The organism is Magnetococcales bacterium (assembly GCA_015232395.1).
Lineage (GTDB): Bacteria > Pseudomonadota > Magnetococcia > Magnetococcales > JADFZT01 > JADFZT01.
This window is the reverse complement of the sequence record JADFZT010000020.1, coordinates 24,039-44,615: the sequence shown is the minus strand read 5'-3', so window position 1 is coordinate 44,615 and position 20,577 is coordinate 24,039. Positions and strand designations below refer to the sequence as shown.

Annotated in this window: 13 protein-coding genes; 8 read left to right on the top strand and 5 right to left on the bottom strand. The window is 51.9% G+C overall.

The genetic code is table 11. The annotated features are described in order from the left end of the window. Positions 1-13: 13 nt before the first annotated feature. The gene (locus tag HQL52_07970; protein ID MBF0369375.1) at positions 14-2,806 is read left to right on the top strand and encodes a hypothetical protein; all 2,793 of its coding nucleotides are present in this window, start codon (positions 14-16) and stop codon (positions 2,804-2,806) included. Between the two features lie 164 nt (positions 2,807-2,970). Here HQL52_07970 and HQL52_07965 read toward each other — a convergent pair whose 3' ends face one another. Together HQL52_07965 and HQL52_07960 are read right to left on the bottom strand one after the other, a co-directional pair. Further along, positions 2,971-4,326 carry a hypothetical protein gene (locus tag HQL52_07965; GenBank protein MBF0369374.1) on the bottom strand — a complete coding sequence of 452 codons (1,356 nt, stop codon included), beginning with the start codon at positions 4,324-4,326 and terminating at the stop codon, positions 2,971-2,973. Between the two features lie 437 nt (positions 4,327-4,763). Continuing rightward, entirely contained in the window at positions 4,764-6,926 is a 2,163-nt protein-coding gene (locus HQL52_07960) for a hypothetical protein (protein ID MBF0369373.1), read from the bottom strand. A gap of 601 nt (positions 6,927-7,527) precedes the next feature. Here HQL52_07960 and HQL52_07955 point away from each other — a divergent pair. Next, positions 7,528-7,941, top strand: a complete 414-nt coding sequence (locus tag HQL52_07955; protein ID MBF0369372.1) for a hypothetical protein — start codon at positions 7,528-7,530, stop codon at positions 7,939-7,941. A gap of 57 nt (positions 7,942-7,998) precedes the next feature. Here HQL52_07955 and HQL52_07950 read toward each other — a convergent pair whose 3' ends face one another. The 3 genes from HQL52_07950 to HQL52_07940 all read right to left on the bottom strand — a co-directional run bounded on the left by HQL52_07950 (position 7,999) and on the right by HQL52_07940 (position 9,897). After that, on the bottom strand, positions 7,999-8,316 hold the full coding sequence (locus tag HQL52_07950; GenBank protein ID MBF0369371.1) for a hypothetical protein: 318 nt from the start codon (positions 8,314-8,316) through the stop codon (positions 7,999-8,001). Positions 8,317-8,645: 329 nt separating this feature from the next. Next, positions 8,646-8,804, bottom strand: a complete 159-nt coding sequence (locus HQL52_07945; GenBank protein ID MBF0369370.1) for a hypothetical protein — start codon at positions 8,802-8,804, stop codon at positions 8,646-8,648. A gap of 151 nt (positions 8,805-8,955) precedes the next feature. Continuing rightward, a complete protein-coding gene (locus HQL52_07940; GenBank protein ID MBF0369369.1) occupies positions 8,956-9,897 on the bottom strand; it encodes an Rpn family recombination-promoting nuclease/putative transposase in 942 nt (313 codons plus the stop codon). A gap of 26 nt (positions 9,898-9,923) precedes the next feature. Here HQL52_07940 and HQL52_07935 point away from each other — a divergent pair, with 26 nt between their 5' ends. The 6 genes from HQL52_07935 (at position 9,924) to HQL52_07910 (ending at position 20,552) form a co-directional block, all read left to right on the top strand. Further along, on the top strand, positions 9,924-10,958 hold the full coding sequence (locus tag HQL52_07935) for a transposase (GenBank protein MBF0369368.1): 1,035 nt from the start codon (positions 9,924-9,926) through the stop codon (positions 10,956-10,958). Positions 10,959-11,538: 580 nt separating this feature from the next. Continuing rightward, the gene (locus HQL52_07930) at positions 11,539-12,156 is read left to right on the top strand and encodes a response regulator (protein MBF0369367.1); all 618 of its coding nucleotides are present in this window, start codon (positions 11,539-11,541) and stop codon (positions 12,154-12,156) included. Next, a complete protein-coding gene (locus HQL52_07925; protein ID MBF0369366.1) occupies positions 12,153-14,660 on the top strand; it encodes a response regulator in 2,508 nt (835 codons plus the stop codon). Before HQL52_07930 ends, HQL52_07925 begins: the two co-directional genes overlap by 4 nt. Positions 14,661-14,707: 47 nt before the next feature. After that, positions 14,708-17,440, top strand: coding sequence for an EAL domain-containing protein (locus HQL52_07920; GenBank protein MBF0369365.1), 2,733 nt, complete (start codon positions 14,708-14,710; stop codon positions 17,438-17,440). Continuing rightward, a complete protein-coding gene (locus HQL52_07915) occupies positions 17,403-20,066 on the top strand; it encodes a PAS domain S-box protein (protein MBF0369364.1) in 2,664 nt (887 codons plus the stop codon). Before HQL52_07920 ends, HQL52_07915 begins: the two co-directional genes overlap by 38 nt. A gap of 78 nt (positions 20,067-20,144) precedes the next feature. Next, positions 20,145-20,552: a response regulator gene (locus HQL52_07910; protein MBF0369363.1), complete on the top strand. Its 408-nt coding sequence runs from the start codon at positions 20,145-20,147 to the stop codon at positions 20,550-20,552. Positions 20,553-20,577 lie beyond the last annotated feature (25 nt).

Here is a 20,577-nt window from a genome sequence, read left to right as displayed (position 1 = left end):
TGAGGGAGAGACCATGAAAGAGGACCAGGATCAGGACCGAGAGGAAGATCAGGAATTGGACCAGGATCAGTATCAGGATCAGGACCAGGGGTCAGACCAGGAGCAAAATAAGGATCAGGAGTCGGACCAGGAACTGGATCAGGACGAGGCGCTTGATCAGGAGTTGCGCCAGGAGCTTGATCAGGAGCTGGACCAGGATGAGGAGCTGGACCAGGACGAGGATGAGGACGAGGACCAGGACGACGAGCTGGATCAGGAGCTGGACCAGGACGACGAGCTTGATCAGGAGCTGGATCAGGATGAGGCGCTTGATCAGGAGTTGCGCCAGGAACTTGATCACGAGCTGGAGCTGGACCAGGAGCTGGATAAAGCCTATGAGCAGGAATTGAACCAAGAGCTGAAGGAGTTGAACCAGGAGCTGGGCCAGGAGCTGGAACAGCAGCTGGGGGGATTGGACCAGGAGCTGGAACAGAGCAAGAACAAGCTTAAGGCCAAATTGGATCGCCGGTATTATGCCAAACATTTGATCAAAGTCGGCATGACCAGAGCCGAGGCCCGCTCTCAGGCCAGAACGGTAGAGCGTATCCTGCACTATTTTCGTGAGGATTTGCTGACTGACGACAGGGCATGGCAGTGGCGTGAAGAGACTCGGAATCAGATCGATGCCTTTGTTGCCATGTGCACTCAGCAGTTTCAAAGCGCCCAGTCAGCCCACGAGGCTGGACTGGAGGAAATGCAGTCGGTTGCAGAGCGTTTGCACAAGGAACTGCTGCTGAATCTGACCGTGGCCGGGGCGGATCGCAAACGCATTGAAGAGAGCCAGCTTGAAATCCTGGAGGCGTTAAAACAGTTTTCCCAGGCTCTGGATGCCAGTCGCAAACAAGCTCGGCTGGAAATTGAGCGCGATTTTGACAAATCCAGAACACAACAGCTGGAACTCCACCAGGCGATTGAGGCCCGGGATAATCAATTTCATCTGGTTTATCAGCAAGGGTTCAACAATATTCGTTCCGAACAGAAATCTTTTTGGCAAAAGGTCAATGCCAGCCAAACCCAGATACGCCAGGAGAGTGAGCAGCACCTGGCCAATGTCATGGCCAAAGTGCAGGAGTTGCATCACCTCGATAAAAACAGTGCAGCCCAGAGCCAACAGGAGATAAAAGAGCGTTTTCAGCAGGCTCAGACTCACATAGAGGCGTTTCAGACCAGTGTTGAGGCGAACCAGAAAAAGGCTCAAGACCACCTGGATGCCCATTTTGCTGCGACCAGCAAGACCCTCACCACCCTGCAACAGAGCAGTGCTTCGGGCGACGAACAGATTTTATCCCGCCTGGATGATGCCAAGGCCCAATCAGCCTTAAATCAGGAGCAGGCCCAAAGCCATCTGGATAGCCGTTTTGCTGAGACAGGTAAGAGCCTCGCCATCCTGCAACAGAGCAGCGTTTCGGGAGAGGAGCGGATTTTATCTCGCCTGGATGATGCCAAGGCCCAATCAGCCTTAAATCAGGAGCAGGCCCAAAGCCATCTGGATAGCCGTTTTGCTGAGACAGGTAAGAGCCTCGCCACCCTGCAACAGAGCAGCGCTTCGGGAGAGGAGCGGATTTTATCCCGCCTGGATGATGCCAAGGCCCAATCAGCCTTAAATCAGGAGCAGGCCCAAAGCCATCTGGATAGCCGTTTTGCTGAGACAGGTAAGAGCCTCGCCACCCTGCAACAGAGCACCGTTTCGGGAGAGGAGCGGATTTTGTCCCGCCTGGACGATGCCAAGGCCCAATCGGCTTTAAATCAGGAGCAGGCCCAAAGCCATCTGGATAGCCGTTTTGCTGAGACAGGTAAGAGCCTCACCACCCTGCAACAGAGCAGCGCTTCGGGAGAGGAGCGGATTTTATCCCGCCTGGACGACGTAGAGGCTCTATCGGTTGCAAATCAGGAAAAAGTTCAAGACGACCTTGAAGCCAATTTTTCCGTCGCGGAAAAAAATCTCACAGATCTGCAACAGATCAGTGCTGTGAACCACGAAAAGGTTTTGTCCCGCCTGGAAGCAAACAAGGCACAAACGATTTCAAGTCAGGAGAGGGTTCAAAGCCATTTTGAATCGCTTCTTGCGGCATCGGGGAAGACGCTGGACAGTTTCCAGCAGAGTAACGTTGCTGGGCACGAACAGATTTTTTTCCGCCTGGAGGATATGAAAAACCAAACCCTCTCCAGCCAGGAGAGGCTTCAAAATCATCTCGAATCCCTTTTTTCTGCAACGGGCAAGAGCCTGGAAAATGGGCAGCAGAGCAGCCGCTCCGGCCAAGAGAAGATTTTGACCCGTCTGGAGGAGGTCAAAGCACAATCGGTTTTGAATCAGCAGGCGGGCCAAGTTCACCAGGAACAAATTTTAACACGTATGGACTCGGGTTGGTCCCAGGCTCAGGAAGAGCGCCGCCAGATGCAATCGGTTGTGACGGAGATGGACAGCCAGTTGCGCCAAGGGTTGAACAGCAACTCCCAGTCCACCCAATCTTATTTTGAAACCATCCAGCAGGAGTTCCAGCAGCTTACAGCCAGCATTGAACAGCAACATAAAAAATTGGACTCCCAAAGCGGCGATAATTTTAACAACGTACAAAAAGAGGTCAAAAGCCAGATCAGTGAGCTGAGCGGTCAAATGGCCAAGATTGACGAAAAGCTGGATCTGGTCAAAAGCCGCATGGATAGAAAGCTGCTCGTCAACGGCTATCTGGTCCTGCTGATTGCCCTGGCCATGGCCATGCCCAAGATCATCGAGTTTTTTAAATGGTTGGGGCTGCCTCCCCTTTAAACCAGATCTAGCAGTTGGGCGTGTACGGCGGCTGTAGCATATTGGTTCATATAGTAAATGGGGGGAAAATCGTGGTGACCTGATTGGTCATGAGATTTTCCCCCCATTTGCTTGACAGATCAAGAGGCTGCGCCATGTGTACACGCCCAATTGCCGGAACCAGGTTAAAAATAGTAGCCAAATTCAAGCAGGAACATATCGTTCCAGCCAGCATCAGCCGAGCCGGTGGTCATAGGGGTCGGTTCGTCAGTGGAATTGCCGATCCAAATGGCGTTTTTACCTACGGTATAATCCATATAGATATAGAATGGACTGGCTTCAAAGCTCATGCCAATGGTATTGATCTGGGAGCTGGCCCAACCATTGGGATCCTTGTCGAGGATTGAATAGTTTTCATAGAAGGCAATGGCGTTGATCGGCCCCCAATCAACGGGTTTGCGGTAAAGGAGGTTGGCATCCCATATCCACCCCTTGGCCGCTGTCAAATAGGAGCCGCCCTGTCCTCCAAGAAGAATGGATTCGTTGGAAACGCCATCCGGATTTTTGGGGTCATGTTCGTAGCGGATACCCTCCAGGATCAGGTTGAACGGGCCATAATCGGCGCTGACGTGTAAGGCACCAGCCCAATGATCCCCATTTTCGTGGGTGGCGTCGTTATAGAGCTGCCCCCACTGCAAGGAGGCGCCAAGCTCTGCCTTGAAGATCTCTCCCAGATGGACATCCCGAGTAAGGTAGAGGTTGAACTGATTGTTTTCCATGTTGTTCTGGTTGGAATCAGCATCCTGTATCACATCAATGGAGTAGCGGCTTGTTCGTGTTGGATCGCCATATTCACCATTTTTGAAAAAGGCGAGTTTCATATTCCAATCATCAAAATCCCCGCTGAGCTGGACCCCGGCATCGAAGTCATCCTCGTATCCCAAATAGTATGGAATGCCCCACCACCAATCATGGGAGGCATAGGGCAACTTGCCGAAAGGAACGCGCAGGATGCCCCCATCCACACGCCAAGCGTCGTTGAAGCGGTAGCCGACAGAGGCGTGATGAATCATATCGTCCCAAGTGTAGAGTCGATACTGGGCATCTAACAGGATGTTGTTGATCTCTGCATCAAAATCGATGTCAAAATGGCCGAAGGCAGCCCTGCCAAGATGATCGCGGTGACTTTCGCCTTTGTGATCAACATAGCGGTATCCGAATGAAGCGGCTCCATGGACCCTGATGGTTTCTTTTTTTGCAGCGGGGGGGGGATCTTTTTTAAGGGAGGCTGTCTCGTTCTTGGTTTTTTCGGCTTGTACAGCGGTTTCTTCCAGCTTTTGTTTGACCTCCAGATCCAAAAGCTTTTTTTCCATCCGCTCCGAGTGCGCCCGAAGCTCTTTGAGCTCCTGACGTAATTGTTCTATTTCGGTCCTTGTTTCCAGGGGATCAGCCAGAGCTTTTCCTGCCCCTGGACCCGTGATGAACAGGATTGAAATAAAAATCAAAATGACCGACATCCATCTTATTTGAATGATCGTCATGGCATTTTTCCCGGTTCTGTCATCCAGAGGCATCGTCAAGCTCTCCAACAAGGGGCCAAGAAGGGTTCTGTGGCAGGCGTCCTCCCCCCTGCCATCCCATTTCGGGCACCACTCTGGTGGCTCAACTCCATTCCACCATCACCCTTTTATGAAGCTCCAAAAAAGAAACGAGCTGATAGGAGGTGGCGGTCTTGGTGCAAAGATTGTTTATTGGTACGTGGTTGAGAGAAAACGCTGTGTGTGGCTTGGTGGCTTGAATTTCCGCATCGGTGTGCTTGCTGATGCCTGATGATGCAATCGCTGGTGCGCGTTTTCTGTCCTGTTATTCTGGTACTGGCCGACTGTGGTAGAGCGAGAGCGTCGTATCTATGGTGGGAAATTTACCACGGGGTCGACTGGGTGGCAACTTGACACTGTTTTGCAGCACAAGTGGTTGCTTACTTTTCATCGTACTGCTCCACCCCCTCCCAGGATGATCCGGGGGGATGGATCAGGTGTTTTTCGCATCGTTGTCGATAGAGCACTGACGGTTGGTCATCCGGCACAGTGATTTGGAGTTCGTCGAACAACGTCATGGCCTCGCGCCACTGCCGATTGAGATAGAGAGCATAAGCCTCTTCCCATAGCGCGATCCATTTTTTCCGGTCAGGATCGATGGCATAAGGGCTCTGTGGATCGTCCTCGCCGAGTAGTTCATAGACTTCCATCGGCTGTGTGGTTCCTTTGGCGACCACCTTATCCATGGAACGGAACACAAAACGTGGCCCAGCCCCATCGCGCACATTTTTGGTGACCAGAAGTTGGGTACCATAAAACTTATTGAGCCCCTCGGTTCGGGCGGCCATATTGACGGTTGATCCGATGGCAGTAAAATCAATCCGTTCCGAAGAGCCCACATTGCCAACCACCGTATCGCCACCATGGAGACCAAAACGGGAATAAAAAATCGGTTTGCCCCCGGCGGCAAACCGCCTGTTTAAAGCGTGGCTCTCTTCACGACAGGCCAGCATGGCCATACAGGCGTCAGCGGCATGGTTTGGATTTGGAATCAAGCCGTTCCAGACAGCCATGACGGCATCCCCGATAAATTTGTCGATGACCCCATTGTGCTTTGAAATGGCCAGGGTCAACATTTCAAAATATCTGGATGTTTGAATCAAAATTTCCTCTGGTTCCAGCTTTTCCGATAACGATGTAAACCCCTGTATGTCTGAAAACAGGATGGTTACCTCCCGCCGTTCACCGCCCGGTTTCGGCACCAGACCCGATTCCACAATATTGCGTACCAACGCCTTGGGCATGTAGCTGCTAAAACTGCGCAGGGTGATTTTCATGGTGGCAATCGACCCGGCCAGCTGCTGAATCTCACTGATCCGTGAAGAAATGGTGGCTGTGCCATCCAGGTTGAAAAGTCGAATCTGCTCAGCCTCATCCGCCAACGCTTGCAGAGAGGTTGAAAACCACTTGGAGATCAAAATGACCAGCGGCAGAAAAAACAGGATAAAGAGGATCGATATGATGGCGCTCTCAATGCCCATTTCAGCAATGGGGCCGAGAAATTCACTGACCGGAACAATCAGGACAATCGCCAGATTGTCGCCATATCGCTCAGGAATGGGTGTGACTTTGGCGATATAGGTTTCCCCCGCCACGTCAATGGTCGAAAGGTCATCCCAGCTGCCGTTTTGATAGCGATCGATAACCTCAGTCACCACTGGATCCTGCAGATCCGATACCTTGGCCACTTCCAAGCGCGTTATTCCAGTCTTGCCATCGACCACCGGTTTCATGGTGCGCATTTCATCCGGGTGGGCAAACAGCTTTCCATACTCGTCAAACAGAAAAATACGGCTTGATTTGCTGACCAGTTGGCTGGATAAAAAATTCGATAGTTCGGTCAGGGTCAAATTGGCCGTAAATACCCCTTTGGAAGAGGCGTTAAACAGATGTGAAAAGGAGACCCCCGGTTTTTTAAGATCAGAATAGAAGTACATGTCGGTCATGGCCACCCCACTCTTCTCTTCGGCAATCTGATACCAGGGGCGTTTTCGGGGATCATAGGTGGATTCAACTATTTTGCCGCGACTGATTTCTGTTCCGGATCGATTTAGATAGATCCAGACTTTTTCTTTTGTTTCATCCCCTTCTCGACCAATTATCGTCAATAACCCATAGTAGGCTTCAGGCGGTGCACCGATACGTGCCTTCAGCTCATCCTGATTGTTGATGCGGGCAATTTCATAAAAATCGCCATTTTCATAGCCCATGTTGACCGCATACAGCTGCGGGTTGAGTTCCAGTGCCTTGAGCATGAAGGGAATGGCTGGATGGGCGGCCTGAAGAGCTGCGCTCCTGGAAATTTCATGGGTGGATGCAGAGATGGCGACGATGGAAAATACCGGATCAAAAATACGCCCAAACCGTTCCAAGATGATTTCATTGGTTGAGAGTAGGAGGTTTCGCGCCGATTCCATCACCATGATTGACGAGCTGCGGTAGCCCTGGATAATCAAACCACTGGTCAGGGTGAGGATGATGACCAAAAATATGCTGGTCAATTTGACTTGAAACGAGATGGAAAATGGCTTTTTTATAGGCATGTTTCTGGCTTCATCAAGTTGAGAAGAATAGGGTCGAACATGACCTCCAAAGCCCAGTACGCAGGCTTGTTATTCTTCAGCTTTCGGACGTAACTCCGGTGACCTCCTTCCACGTCTATGACGACACAAAGACTGCGTCCAAGGATTGAGCATCTAAAAGTCGGTCAGACCATTCCTCGATTTTATCCAAAAGAGGCCTTGACGAGCCTCTCTTCTACCCAGCTGGGTAAGTTTGACCCGATTTTTTGGTGCAATTGGCACCGAAGGAGTTTGGCTTGACCTCGCCGCTCACCGATCTGTTCGCCTTCCTGCTGTCCTTTCTGTCGCCCTTTGGCCTCCCACTCTTTGTCCACTCCTGCACTGCTTCCGCTAACATGGCATCTACCTCCTGCAAAGCCGAAACTTCTGGAATGGATTGCCCGGGAACCCGCCGGGGCAAAAGCACCCTTCCCAGCCATACTGCAAACGTGATCGTCAAGCCTCAAACCGTGATCCAATGGCATCGTGATGGATTTAGATTATTTTCGAGATGAAACCACGAAGAAGAAGGGGAGGGGGTGGATGCCGGTAGCCGAGGAGAGCTGATAGTTGATCCTAGCGGATGAACCAGGAAAATCTGGGCTGTACCACGAGTGCCCACGACAAGCCGCTTAAAAATCATTCTCATCCCGGAATGTCAAAGAGCCTCGGCTTGGAGAAGGTGCCGATTTTTCCTGTCTACTCGATGGAAAAAAGAGTGCACCAGAAACCGGAGATATCACCACCAGAGCAAATTGTCCTGAAAATCTGTCGCTACGTCCATAAAAATGTGGCTCAAGGTCGATTCGGTTGGTCCCCGAAATCAGGCTGGATTGTGTTTGCGGAAATGGACTCTATCCAAACCTTCCTCCAAGTCCAGACGGCCCTGGAGTGCGAAAATCAGACAAAACAGCCCCTCTTCGCCGCAGGTATTTATCCTGGCGGCGAAGAGGTTTTTTTGAGCTTTATGTCTTGGGGCGGCATGTCCGGCAAATAGGAAGAAATGCCCATGGCCCAAGGGACAGGTTTCCGGCTTTTTGCAAAGAGTCGCCGCTTACCACTCCACCAAAAAATCATAGGAGAAGCAATCCGGCCCTTTATTGACGCTTACCAGCTTGACCTTGTAGGAATTCTTGGCCCTGACCTTTTTCGAATTGGCGCGGCCAAAATCAAATTTTAAAATTCTCGTGGCTTTGGTTTCCTTGACCGTGGCGGCTTGTTCTTCATCTTCGCAGGAGTTGAATTTCATGGTCACCTCGGTTTCCGAGCAGGGCGAACCCAGTTGGATACTGAGGCCTTCCACATACCCCACAGATGAAGAACCGGGTTCCGAGCAGGAAGAGACGGTGATGTTTTGGGAATTGCCAGCCATGGTTTAGGGCTCCTTGTTCAACGTGATCCAATGGACGTGAGTACGTAAAAAATTATCTATTGGAAACTATACCCTTCGCAAATAATCATCAAGTATGCATGGGTCAATGAAGTCCCCAACGTTCTGTCAGATTAAGCAATATAGGACCGAGCTGATCTCCAAAGCCCAGCACGCAGGTTTGGTTTTTTTCAGTTTTCGGACGTCACTCCGGTGACCTCCTTCCACTCTTTCCTTTCCCTGGGATTCAGCCCCATGCTATCTGATCCACGACCGGGATCCAGTATTTCAAGAACCTGTCGCAATAGGCCGCTTTTGGCCTTGATGCAGCGTTACACAGCTTTCTGTTGCCTGAATATGCTGCGACTCTCAAAAACTGCAAGCCAAGCCTTACGACCAAAATCGGCTCTTCCGGCTTTTGGGTGCCTGGGCGTTCTATGATCCACGGCCCGCCAGAGATAGTGTAGCTTGCCCTTGATCTTGATAAACACTTCATCCAGGAATCACTCATCCCCAGGTTGACCCTGCCTGGAGCGGATTTTTTTGGCGTCATACTGACCGAAGTAGTTGCAAATTTTGGTAGTCACGAGGTTTTGGCCATGTTTCGATGCCGTCTTGGTGCCCGAGGCAGAATCGAAATGACTACACGAAGACTTCGTCCAAGGATTGAGCATCTAAGATCTGGTCAGACCACTCCTCGATTTCACCCAAGGAGGCGGTGGCAAGTTTGTCCTCGACCCAGTCTGGAAGGCTGGGTCCAAATTTTCGTTGCAGCTGCCGATGGAGAATTTTGGATTCACCTTCCTGTCGTCCTTCCTGTCGTCCTTTGGCAATCATTTCCCTGGCAAATAAGGATTTATATTCTTCCGCCTTTCCTGGGAAAGCCTCATCTGAAAACGCCTGAATGCTATCCATATCCAACTCCTCATAGGTTTGAATCAGATAGAGCAAGGTTTGCTTGGCAAGCTCTTGATCAACCTGTAAAACTTTGCCGATTCCAGCAACTGTTTCAGGTTTCACTCCCTTTTGGAAGACACATTTTAGGGCCAGGAATCCGCCACGCAGTCGATCATCCCGAGAAAGCGCCGTATCATCAATTTGTCCTAGATCTACCACCGAAAACCGGAAATCCAGCAGATGTCCCTGCCACGACGTCTCTGCATCCACCAACGCGGAAAACAGGGGCGGGATCTGCCAAGCCTGCCTCCCATGGTACACCAACAGCGGTACGATGGGTGATAGACGCCCTCCACGACCTGTCTCCTCCCCCATTCGCTCCCAAATTTGGACCATATACCGTAGAAGCTGAAATGCGATCCAATCGTCCGGATGGCTTTTGTGCTCGACGAGTGCGTACACATAGGCCTCACCGCCTGCCACCGTTTTCACCCGGAACAGTCGATCTGTCAGATGCTGGCGAAACTCACCGTCGATGAAGGTCCCATCCACCAAGCTGGGCGGCTCCAATGACAAACACTCTGCTATCTCTTTGGGCAGACGCTCCCGCAGGAGAGTTCCCGCCGTCATAGGATTTGAGAGCAGGATCTTCAGGAATCGATCGTGGGGATGAGTAATGTCAGCCATTATCAACCTGCTGGGAAAATACCTTTATGAAATCATTGTTGAAACTCATCATCGTATCCGTTGCTGATACTCTCTACACCCGAGTTGCGCTTCAAATGGAAATCCTGGCCCTGCGGCATCAGGTGCTGGTGCTGCAGAGAAAGAGGCCAAAACGGCTTCACTTGATCGGGTTTGACCGCTTACTTTGGGTCTGTTTGTCCAGGTTCTGGCCAAAGTGGCGTGAATCCCTGGTCGTCGTCAAGCCTCAAACCGTGATCAAATGGCATCGTAACGGATTCAGATTATTTTGGAGATGGAAATCACGACGGAGGAGGGGAGGGGGGCGACTTACGGTAACCCAGGAAATCCGGGAGTTGATCCAGCGGATGAACCAGGAAAATCTGTTATGGGGAGCCCCTCGTATCCACGGTGAATTATTGAAACTTGGGTTTGAGGTGGCTCAGTCATCCGTTTCAAAGTACATGGTGACGGTGAAAAAGCCTCCATCACAGACCTGGAAAGCCTTCCTGGAAAACCATGCCAGCTCCTTGGCCTCATTGGATTTCTTCACCGTCCCGACAATCTTTTTCCAGGTCCTCCACGTCCTGGTCATCCTCCACCATGAATGCCGCAGGATTGTCTTCTTCAATGTGACCACCAACCCCACATCCACCTGGGTTGCCCAACAGATTCGAGAGGCCTTTCCATGGGATATCGCACCACGCTATCTGATCTATGACCGAGATCCAGCATTTCAAGGGGAATGTCAGGCCACCCTGAAGGGAATGGGGATCAAGTCAGTGACCACAGCACCAGCCTCACCTTGGCAAAATCCGTACGTGGAGCGCTTGTTCGGGTCCCTGCGCCGGGAGTGTCTGGATCACATGATCGTACTGGATGAAGGGCATCTGCGTCGGGTGCTCAAGGAGTATGTGGTCTACTATCACGGGGCCCGGACTCATTTGGGATTGGGGAAAGAATGCCCTGTATACCGACCAGTTCAGCCAAGAGGGGTCGGGGAGGTTATTGCCTTCCCTCACGTTGGTGGGCTTCACCACGAGTACCTGCGCAAAACCGCCTAAACGACGCTATCGATTTCGGAATGTCAAAGAGCCTCGGCTTGTTGGAGGTTCCGTTTTCCTATGCCTGATCCGCTGGGAAGAGGACGTGCAACGGTCCAGAAACCTCACTGCCTGACCAAATTGTCCCGAAAATCATCCGCTACGTCCAGCGAAATGTGGCCAATGGCCTGTCGGTCGGCGTCCGAAATTGGGCCAGATTGGGTATTCGGAATGGACACCTGTCTATCAGTCCTTATGTCCAGAGAAATGTGGCGCAGGGTCCCTGGGTTGGCACCCCAAATTGGGCCATACGAAGTTTTCGGGAGGGACAGGTGTCAAACAACCTGTTCTGAGGGTCGATTCGGCTTCTTGTCGGCTTCATGATTTGCAAGATAATGGCTGGAGAAATAACGATTTCTTGCAAATCATGATGCTACAAAAAACTAATCAACGCATTGCTTTTAAATGTAATCATCTGTTTTTGGCGGTTAACTGATCCCCTTGCCGTGGTTTAAATATTCATGTATAACATTTTTTTCCAAAATCTCTACTAAACCTCTATATTTCACCTTATAGTTCATTTGCGAGCAGGTGAGCAATCATGACATCTCTGATGACCAGACCGGGCGAGCAACCTGTCCTGACCGCAAGTGAAGCGGCAAAACTTTTTGGCGTGGCGGTTCAGACCATCCATCAGTGGGTTGAAAAAGGGCTTCTTGAGGCCTGGAGAACCCCTGGCGGGCATCGCCGTATTTTGAAAAAATCAGCCTTGGCTCTTCTGGATCAGCGGGCTGGCGGGACCAGGGGCAACAGGGACTCAAGCCCTTTCCACCTGCTGGTCGTCGATGATGATCCAAGAATGTTGGCGACGTACAAAATGCATTTGAGGAAATGGGAGTTTCCCATTCATCTTGATGTCGCCTCCAGCGGAGTCGAAGCGCTCATCCAGGTCGCCAAGAAAAGGCCCAATCTGATCATTACCGATCTTGCCATGCCGGATCTCGATGGGTTCCGCATGATTAAGGAATTGAGAAACGACCATGAAATGCGCGCCATTCATTTGATTGTGATCACCATTCTAGAAGCCCGGGAGATCCAGGCGAAGGGAGGCGTTCCCGATGATGTGATGGTTCTGCAAAAACCGGTTCAGTTTTCCTGGCTCAAGGAGATCGTCCGGCAGCGGGCCAACCTGAAAAAAATAGGGTTGGAAGAACGATGACGACGAAAACCAGCCATGAAATTGATGCGGAAATCTCCCGGCTGCGCAAGCAGATGGAGGCGTACAAGAAAGATAAGCTACGCCTTAAAGATGTGGAAACCCAACTTGAAAGAACGCTTTACGATCTTGGAATTCACCAGGAGGAGTTGCGAACCCAGAATGAGCAACTGAACCAGGCCCATGAAAAGCTTGAGGGACTTCTGGCTAAATATTCGGTCCTTTTTGAAGATTCTCCCGTTGGATACTTCGTTTTTGATACCCGGCAAAGGGTTCTTGAAGCCAACCGAGCCGCCGTTTTTCTTCTACAGAGCGCTGGATCTGATCTTGTCGGAAAAACCCTTATAAGACATTTGCCAAGAAAGTCCATTTCGGTGATTGGCGAGCATTTTCGCCGCGTCATGCAGTCCAACCATGCCACCGATGAAATTATCCTTGGCTCGAAACAGCAGTTGCCCATTCCCACTATTTTTCACAGCCAGAGAATCACGGACCCGGGAACGGGAAAACCGGTCTGCCTGACTGTTGTTTTTGATATTTCAGAAAGAAAAAAGGCCGAACAGAAGATCGCCTATCTGGCCGAGCAAAACCGGAGAATCATTGACTCGGCTGGAGAGGGTATTATTGGCATCGATGGCGAAGGTCTGATCGCCTTTGCCAATCCGGCGGCGGAAAAAATCCTGAAATGGGGCATTGAAAACATGTTGGGGCAGGAGCCGTTTCAACTCTTCAAACCTCTTGGGCAGAACGGAAAGAAGGTTTCCAAGGGGCAATGGGCTATTGTTCAAACCCAATTGGATGGAGATGTCCGACAAGTCACGGGCGAGAAGTTCAAGCGGAAGAGCGGACGGCGTTTTCCTGTTGAGTACGTTGTTGCTCCCACCTTTGATGGAGGAAACATTTCCGGCCTGGTGATCACTTTCCGGGACATCACCGAGCGTCAATTGTTTGAGGAGGCTTTGGTACAGGCCAAAGACGAGGCTGAAGCGGGAAACCGGGCCAAGTCGGAGTTTCTTTCCATCGCCAGTCATGAGTTACGCACCCCCATGAACGCCATCATGGGCATGGCGGGGTTTCTCGCCGGTTCCGATCTTGATGAGGAGCAATTGGATTTCGTTGGCACGATTCAACAATCCGGACGCGGATTGCTAACCCTCATTGACGATATTCTGGAGCTTTCGAGTCTGGACTCGGGGAAACAGGTGTTGGCGCGATCCTCCATCAATCTATCTGAACTGGTACGGGGTGTGTTGTCTATTTTGTCTCCCGTAGTCAAGAAAAAGGGGATTTCAATGGTCTCATCCGTTGATGATGGCGTTCCTGCAATCATCAACGGTGACGAGAGACGCCTCAGGCAAGTGCTTTTGCACTTGTTGAGCAACGCCGTTAAGTTTTCATCCGATGGAGAGATACGGCTTTCGGTGGGCGTGGTAGAAGATCCCTCGGAAATACACGCTTTGAAATTTACCGTTACGGACTCAGGCGTCGGCATCGCCAAGGAAAACCTGGAACGGATATTCCACCCTTTTACTCAGGTGGACTCCTCGGACACGCGGCGTCATGGCGGAACGGGATTGGGGCTGGCCATCTGCCGAAGGTTTGTCCGCTGGATGGGCGGAGACGTTCACGTGGAGAGCGTTCTGGGCGAAGGCAGCGCTTTTTCATTTACTTTCCCGCTGACTACTTCCGATGCATGCCAGCCACTGGTCCAGCCCGCTCCATTGACATTTCAGACCGATACCCACCAGGAGATTCCCCCCGAAGCTAAAATCCTCGTCGCCGAAGACGACCCGGTCAACCGGGCTTTGACACTGGGCATATTGAGGAAGTGTGGCGTGGTCGCCGATGTCGTTAAAAATGGGCGTGAGGCCCTCGACAAAATGAAGAACACCCATTTTGACCTGGTATTGATGGATATACAGATGCCCGAAATGGACGGGTTGACCGCATGCAAGCTGTTCCGAAAGTTTGAAACAAAGCGAAAGACGGATCAGCGCACTCCCGTCATTGCCGTGACCGCCTACTCTCTGGAGGAACATCGGGACGCCTCTTTCAAGGCGGGCATGGATGACTTTCTGACCAAACCGCTCATGCCCCGGGATCTGAAGATGGCGCTCCTGCGGTGGCTGGCGCCAGAAACGGATGCGCTTCCATTGCCGTCGGAGGAACCCTCCATCAATCGTTCCGTTCTGGAGCGTTTGCGGCAGGATATGGGCGAGGATTTTTCCATGGTTGTCGACCTTTTTCTTGAGGTCCTGCCGCAGCGGTGCAAGGCCATACGGAGAGCGGCGGAACAGTTGGATGGCGAGGCCATGCATCTTGAAACCCATCCGTTCAAGAGCGCCAGCCGCCAAGTGGGCATGGAAGGATTGGCCAAACTGGTGGAGGAAATAGATGATCTGGCACGGTCCGGGAAGGTCAAGAAAGCGGCCAAGCTTATGCCGAAGTTAGTAAAGGAATGTGATCAGGCGGAAAAGATGCTCCGTTCAGAGTTGGCCTCCGCCTGAAATTGTCCGCAATAAAACAGTAAACTTTAAACGTAAAAATCTACGCAATGACAACCACCAAAAGCAAAAAAGAGATTCGGAGCGAAATTGACGGTCTCAGGATCAAACTGGAAAAATATAAAGGCAATGAGTTGCGGCTGGTCGATCTTGAGCGGCAACTGGACGCCACATTGTATGATCTGGGCATTCACCAGGAAGAGTTAAGCGTTCAGAATGAGGAATTGGCGCGGTCCCGGGAAAAACTGGAATCTCTTTTCAGTAAATATTCCGTCCTCTTTGAGGACTCTCCCGTAGGATATTTTGTGTTCGACCAGCGTCAGCGGGTTGTGGAATCCAACCAGGCCGGGGCGCGGCTTCTCAACGTCGCCAAAGAGTTCCTGTTGGGAAAACCTCTCATCTCCCTTGTGAATCGTACTCACGCCGAAACGCTCGGACATCATTTCAAGCGGGTATTCGACGGTGACCAGGCGGTGGATGAAATCGAGCTGTCTCCCGCTGATGGAGATCCGATTCCCTGTATCGTGCGAAGCCATCGGATTACCGATCCGGAAAGTGGAAAACCGGTCTGTCTTACCGTGGTGTTCGACATATCCGAACGTAAACGCAATGAACAGCGCATCGCCCAACTGTCCGAGCGCAACCGGCGCATATTGGATGCCGCCGAGGAAGGAATTGTGGGCATTGGCGGCGATGGGCGGATCGTTTTCGCCAATCCGGCGGCGGAAAAGGCGTTGCAGTGGGCGGATTCCTCCCTTCTTGGGAAAAATTCCAGAGAAATTTTAAGGCCGAGAAACCTCGACGGCGCTCTTGTTTCGGACAAGGACTTCGCCGTAACCCGTACGCTCCGGGATGGCGCGGTTCACTCTGTCAGCGGACACTGCTTTCAAAGGCGGAACGGCGACCTGTTCCCGGTGGAGTACGTGACGGCGCCGACCATGGAAGAGAACGCCGTTTCCGGCCTGGTCATGACCTTCCGGGACATCACCGAGCGAAAACGTTCCGAGGAGGCTCTTCAACGAGCGCACGACGATCTTGAGCGCCGGGTCGATGAGAGAACCCGAGAGTTGCGCATGCTCAATGACCGGCTCCGACTGACGGCTCAGGTGTTCGACAGCACGGCTGAGGCCATCGTCATTACGGACGCGGCCAATAAGATCATTGAGGTGAATCCGGCTTTTACGAAAATTACCGGATACGCTTCCGACGAGGTTGTGGGCCGGGATCCAGGCTTCATGAAATCGGGCCGTCACGATCGCGCGTTTTACGCCGATATGTGGCAAAAAATATGGAAAGAGGGATATTGGCAGGGGGAAATCTGGGATCGCCGTAAAAATGGTGAGGTCTATCCCAAGTGGTTGACCATCAATACGGTAAAAAACAACTCTCAAAAGCCAACCCAGTGCATTGGCGTTTTTTCGGATATCAGCGTCGTAAAAAACGCCGAGGAAGAACTGGAGAGGCTCGCCTTTTATGACGGATTGACCAATCTACCCAATCGAACGCTTTTTAAAACGCGGTTGGAACATGAATTCAAGACCGCGCACAGGCGCAAGACCAAGGTGGCGTTGCTGTTTCTCGATTTGGATCATTTCAAAAATGTCAATGACACCCTGGGGCATGCGGCCGGAGACCAATTGCTGGTGGTCATGGCCAAGCGGATATGTTCCTGCGTGCGCGAGTCCGATACGGTCTCCCGATTGGGCGGGGATGAATTTACCGTGATTGTGACCGATGTGGATGACGCCGCCGCTGTCTCCCATGTGGCGCACAATATTTTGGAAGCGCTCAAGCGTCCCGTGGAGTTGGAAGGACAAAATATCGTGGCGGGTTGCAGCATTGGCATCGCGATCCATCCCGAGGATGGGGAGAATTCCGAAACGTTGATCAAAAATGCCGATGCTGCCATGTATCACGCCAAGGATTCAGGCCGCAACGCTTATGCTTTTTTTACTGAAAAACTCAATGTCCGGGCCGTGCGGCGCATGGATATTGAAAATGGCTTGCGGCAGGCGATCGACCAGCAGCAGTTTACGTTACACTACCAACCCAAAGTGGATTTTAAGACCCGCCGGATCATCGGCCTGGAAGCACTTGTTCGGTGGAACCGGCCCGGCGCGGGGTTGATCTCTCCAGAAAAGTTCATTCCTGTAGCCGAGGAGACGGGATTAATCCGTGAAATTGGACAAATGGTACTTGAATCGGCGTGCCGTCAAGTGGTTGATTTGATGAAGGGAGGCCTTCCGGCTTTACCTGTTTCAGTCAACCTTTCCGTCCACCAACTGCAACATCCAAAACTGATTGAACATTTGCAAGCGGCGCTAAATAAATCAGGTCTACCCGCCCAACTTCTGGAGCTTGAGATCACCGAAAGCATGTTGGCCAATGATGTGGATGCGGCCATCGTCAAGTTGAATGAGATTCGGAAGATGGGCGTTGCCATTTCCGTTGACGATTTTGGCACGGGCTACTCGTCCCTCAGCTATCTGAAACGGTTTCCCATCCATACGTTGAAAATCGACCGTTCATTTGTTCAGGATCTTCCAGACGACTCGGACAATGCGGCGATTGTGCGCGCCATCATCTCCATGGCCCACAGTTTGGGACTTGGGACGGTGGCTGAAGGGATCGAGACGCAAAGTCAGGGGGAGTTTTTGAACAATCACGCGTGCCAACGCATGCAGGGATTTTTCTTCAGTCGCCCTTTGCCCGTGCCCGAGCTTGTGGAATACCTGAAAAAATCGGATGTCGCGCCTGCGAAGAGCGGTGCCGATGGGGGATGATGACGTGATGAGCCCACGCTCTACGGAATGGCGGCGGATTGTTCCGTTGATCTTGATCATGGCCGTCGTAGCCATGACCATTGGTGGGATTTCATTGGTCGTTCTTTATGAAACGGCTTTCGAGGAGGCTCGGGCGCGTTTGACCGAGACCGCCCAAAGCCGGACAAGGTTGATGGAAGCGGTTGCCCGATTCAATCAAACGCACAATCAGGACTATCCGGGAGGCGCCTTCAAGGCCACGATTGATCAGATACGCCAGGCCCATGATGATTTTAAAGGTTTTGGGGAGTCTGGGGAGTTTGTCCTGGCGCGCCGCGATGGAGAAGAAATCGCTTTTGTTCTCCGACATCGTCATCATGATCTGGATCAGCCTGAATCCGTTCCGTTTCACAAGGAACTTGGAGAGCTTCACCTCGCGGAACCCATGCGGCGCGCGCTCTTGGGGCAGTCGGGAACGATCATCGCCCCCGACTATCGGGGCGTGACCGTTCTGGCCGCCCATGAGCCGGTCGCCGTTTTGAACCTGGGCGTCGTTGCCAAAATCGATCTGACAGAGATCCAGGGACCTTTCATACGCGCCGGTGCGGTCCTTTTGGTGATTTCCATAGTGATCATTGGCGTTGGCGCATTTGTTTTTTTCCGCGTTTCCGAGCCGATGGTCCAGAAAATCATGGAGACGGAAGTGTTGCGCAAAAGCGGTGAGGAGCTTGAGCGCGCCCAACGGGAAATACGGGAAAAGGCGGTCTATCTGGACAACATCCTCCGTTCCGCCTTGGATACTGCCATCATCGCCACCGATGAAATATTTGTCATTCGTTATTTTAACCCCACTGCGGAAAAGCTGTTCGGCTATGCGCCCAATCAGGTCATTGGTCACACAGTGATGGAGATTCATGAATGGGAAGGCGTGGCTCTGCCCCGTTTCGAACGTGGTATAGGCCGGATTCACACTGATGGCGAGCATATCTATCAGGTGGACAAGGAAGAGGATGGCGCACGTAAAATCATCGAATCCAGGGCCTCCGGCATTCTGGATGAAGCGGGCGATCTGTTGGGCTACGTTCTCATGTCGAAGGATATCACAGAGAGAAAACAGGCCGAGGAGGCTTTGAGCAAGTCGGAGAGAAAATACCGCCTGCTCATGGAGTTCGCCAATGACGCCATATTCGTGGCGGATGCTCAAACGGGCGTGATTCTGGATGCGAACAAGGCGGGTGCCAATCTATTGGGGCGTCCCGTCGAAGAGATCATCGGCATGTCTCAAACCCAACTCCATCCTCCTGAAAAAGCGGAAATTTACCAATCCCTCTTTAAAGAGCATGTGAACTCCGGCTCAGGGGTGGTCACGGATATTGTCGTGCTCCATCGTGATGGACGGCATATTCCCGTGGAAATCCGCGCCGGCGTGACCGACTTGGGGGAGAGGAAGGTCATTCAAGGCATATTCAGGGATGTGACGGAACGCAAAAAAGCCGATGATGACCTGCGGGAGAGTCGGGCCAGGTTGGCCAAAGCCCAGGAGATCGCTCATCTTGGCCATTGGGATTGGGATATCGCTGGTAATACCTTGTATTGGTCTGGAGAAGTCTTCCGAATCTTTGGACTGGATTCCCAGACCTTTGCTGCAACCTATGAAGCGTTCCTTGGTGCTGTCCATCCAGAGGATCGCCAGATGGTTGTTCAAGCGGTTGACACCGCTTTACGGGATCCCGATACGGCCTACATAGTTCAGCATCGTGTGGTTCGTCCGGACGGCGAACAAAGAATCGTCCACGAACAGGGGGAGATCACGCGCGATAATGCGGGCAAGGCGGTGCGCATGGTGGGCACGGTTCACGATATAACCGAACTCAAGGAGACCGAGGAAAAACTGCGGGATTTGAATCTCAACCTGGAAAACCGCGTGGCCCAGCGAACCCGGCAACTGGAGGCGGCCAACAAGGAGTTGGAGTCTTTTTCCTACTCGGTGGCCCACGATCTGCGGGCTCCGATCAATAACGCCTTGGGGTTTTCAAAAATACTTCTCGAAGAGCACCTGGATCAGCTTGATCCTGACGGCCGGGAACACCTTGAATGGCTCAATGGTAGCGCCCTGCAGATGAAAAAACGGGTGGGTGATTATCTCCAACTGGCCCGTTCCACAAGAGTTTTGTTCAAAAAACAGCAGGTCGATCTGTCCGCCTTGATGGAAAAGGCCGTACGGGAGCGCAAAACGGCGCATCCTGAAACAGAGCCTATCCTTGTGGAAATAACGCCCGACCTGAAGGTCGAAGGGGATGCGGACCTGTTGGCGGTTGTGGCTGAAAATCTCATTTCCAACGCTTTGAAATTTACGGTTGGAACCAAAAATGGCCGCATTGTTTTCGGTGGGAGCGAGGTCGACCAGGGCCGGATGGAATTTCATGTTCGGGATAATGGCTGTGGATTTGATCCAAAATTTTCAAATCGCCTGTTTGAGCCCTTTGAGCGCCTGCATGAGCCGGAGGAATTCGAGGGGTCGGGTATCGGCTTGACCACCGTTCAACGCATCATCCATAGGCACGGTGGAACCATTCGCGCGGAATCGGCCCCCGGTGAGGGAGCCGTTTTTTATTTTACTTTGGGAAAGCGCTTCAAAGAGCCTTAAGATGAAACCGCGGCGATATTTGGCGCATCATGCTTTTTTTGTGATATCATTCCATTTTTTCCAGAGAGGTTATCGATCATGACTCCTAACGACATCATTTTGTTGGTGGAAGATGATCCGGCGGCCGTCCGAATCGCCATGCATGCTTTCTCAAAAAGTGGCGTGGATAAAAAACGGATTACGGTCGCCAAGGATGGGCAGAAAGCGCTGGACTATCTGTTTGCGGCAGAATCGGCCGGAAATCCTCTTCCTCGACTGGTTTTATTGGATCTGAAGCTGCCCAAAATTGATGGTCTGGAGGTTCTGAAACGGATCCGGGAAGAGAAGAGCACCCGGGACACGCCGGTGATCATTCTCACCAACTCGGATGAGGAGCGCGACGTGGTTCGGGGGTATGATCTGGGCGCGAACAGCTATCTGAGAAAACCGGTCGATTTCAATCAACTCGTGGAGATTCTGGAACAGCTCGAGCTGATGCCTAAATAGGGTTTTACATCAACCTCAGCTCGCG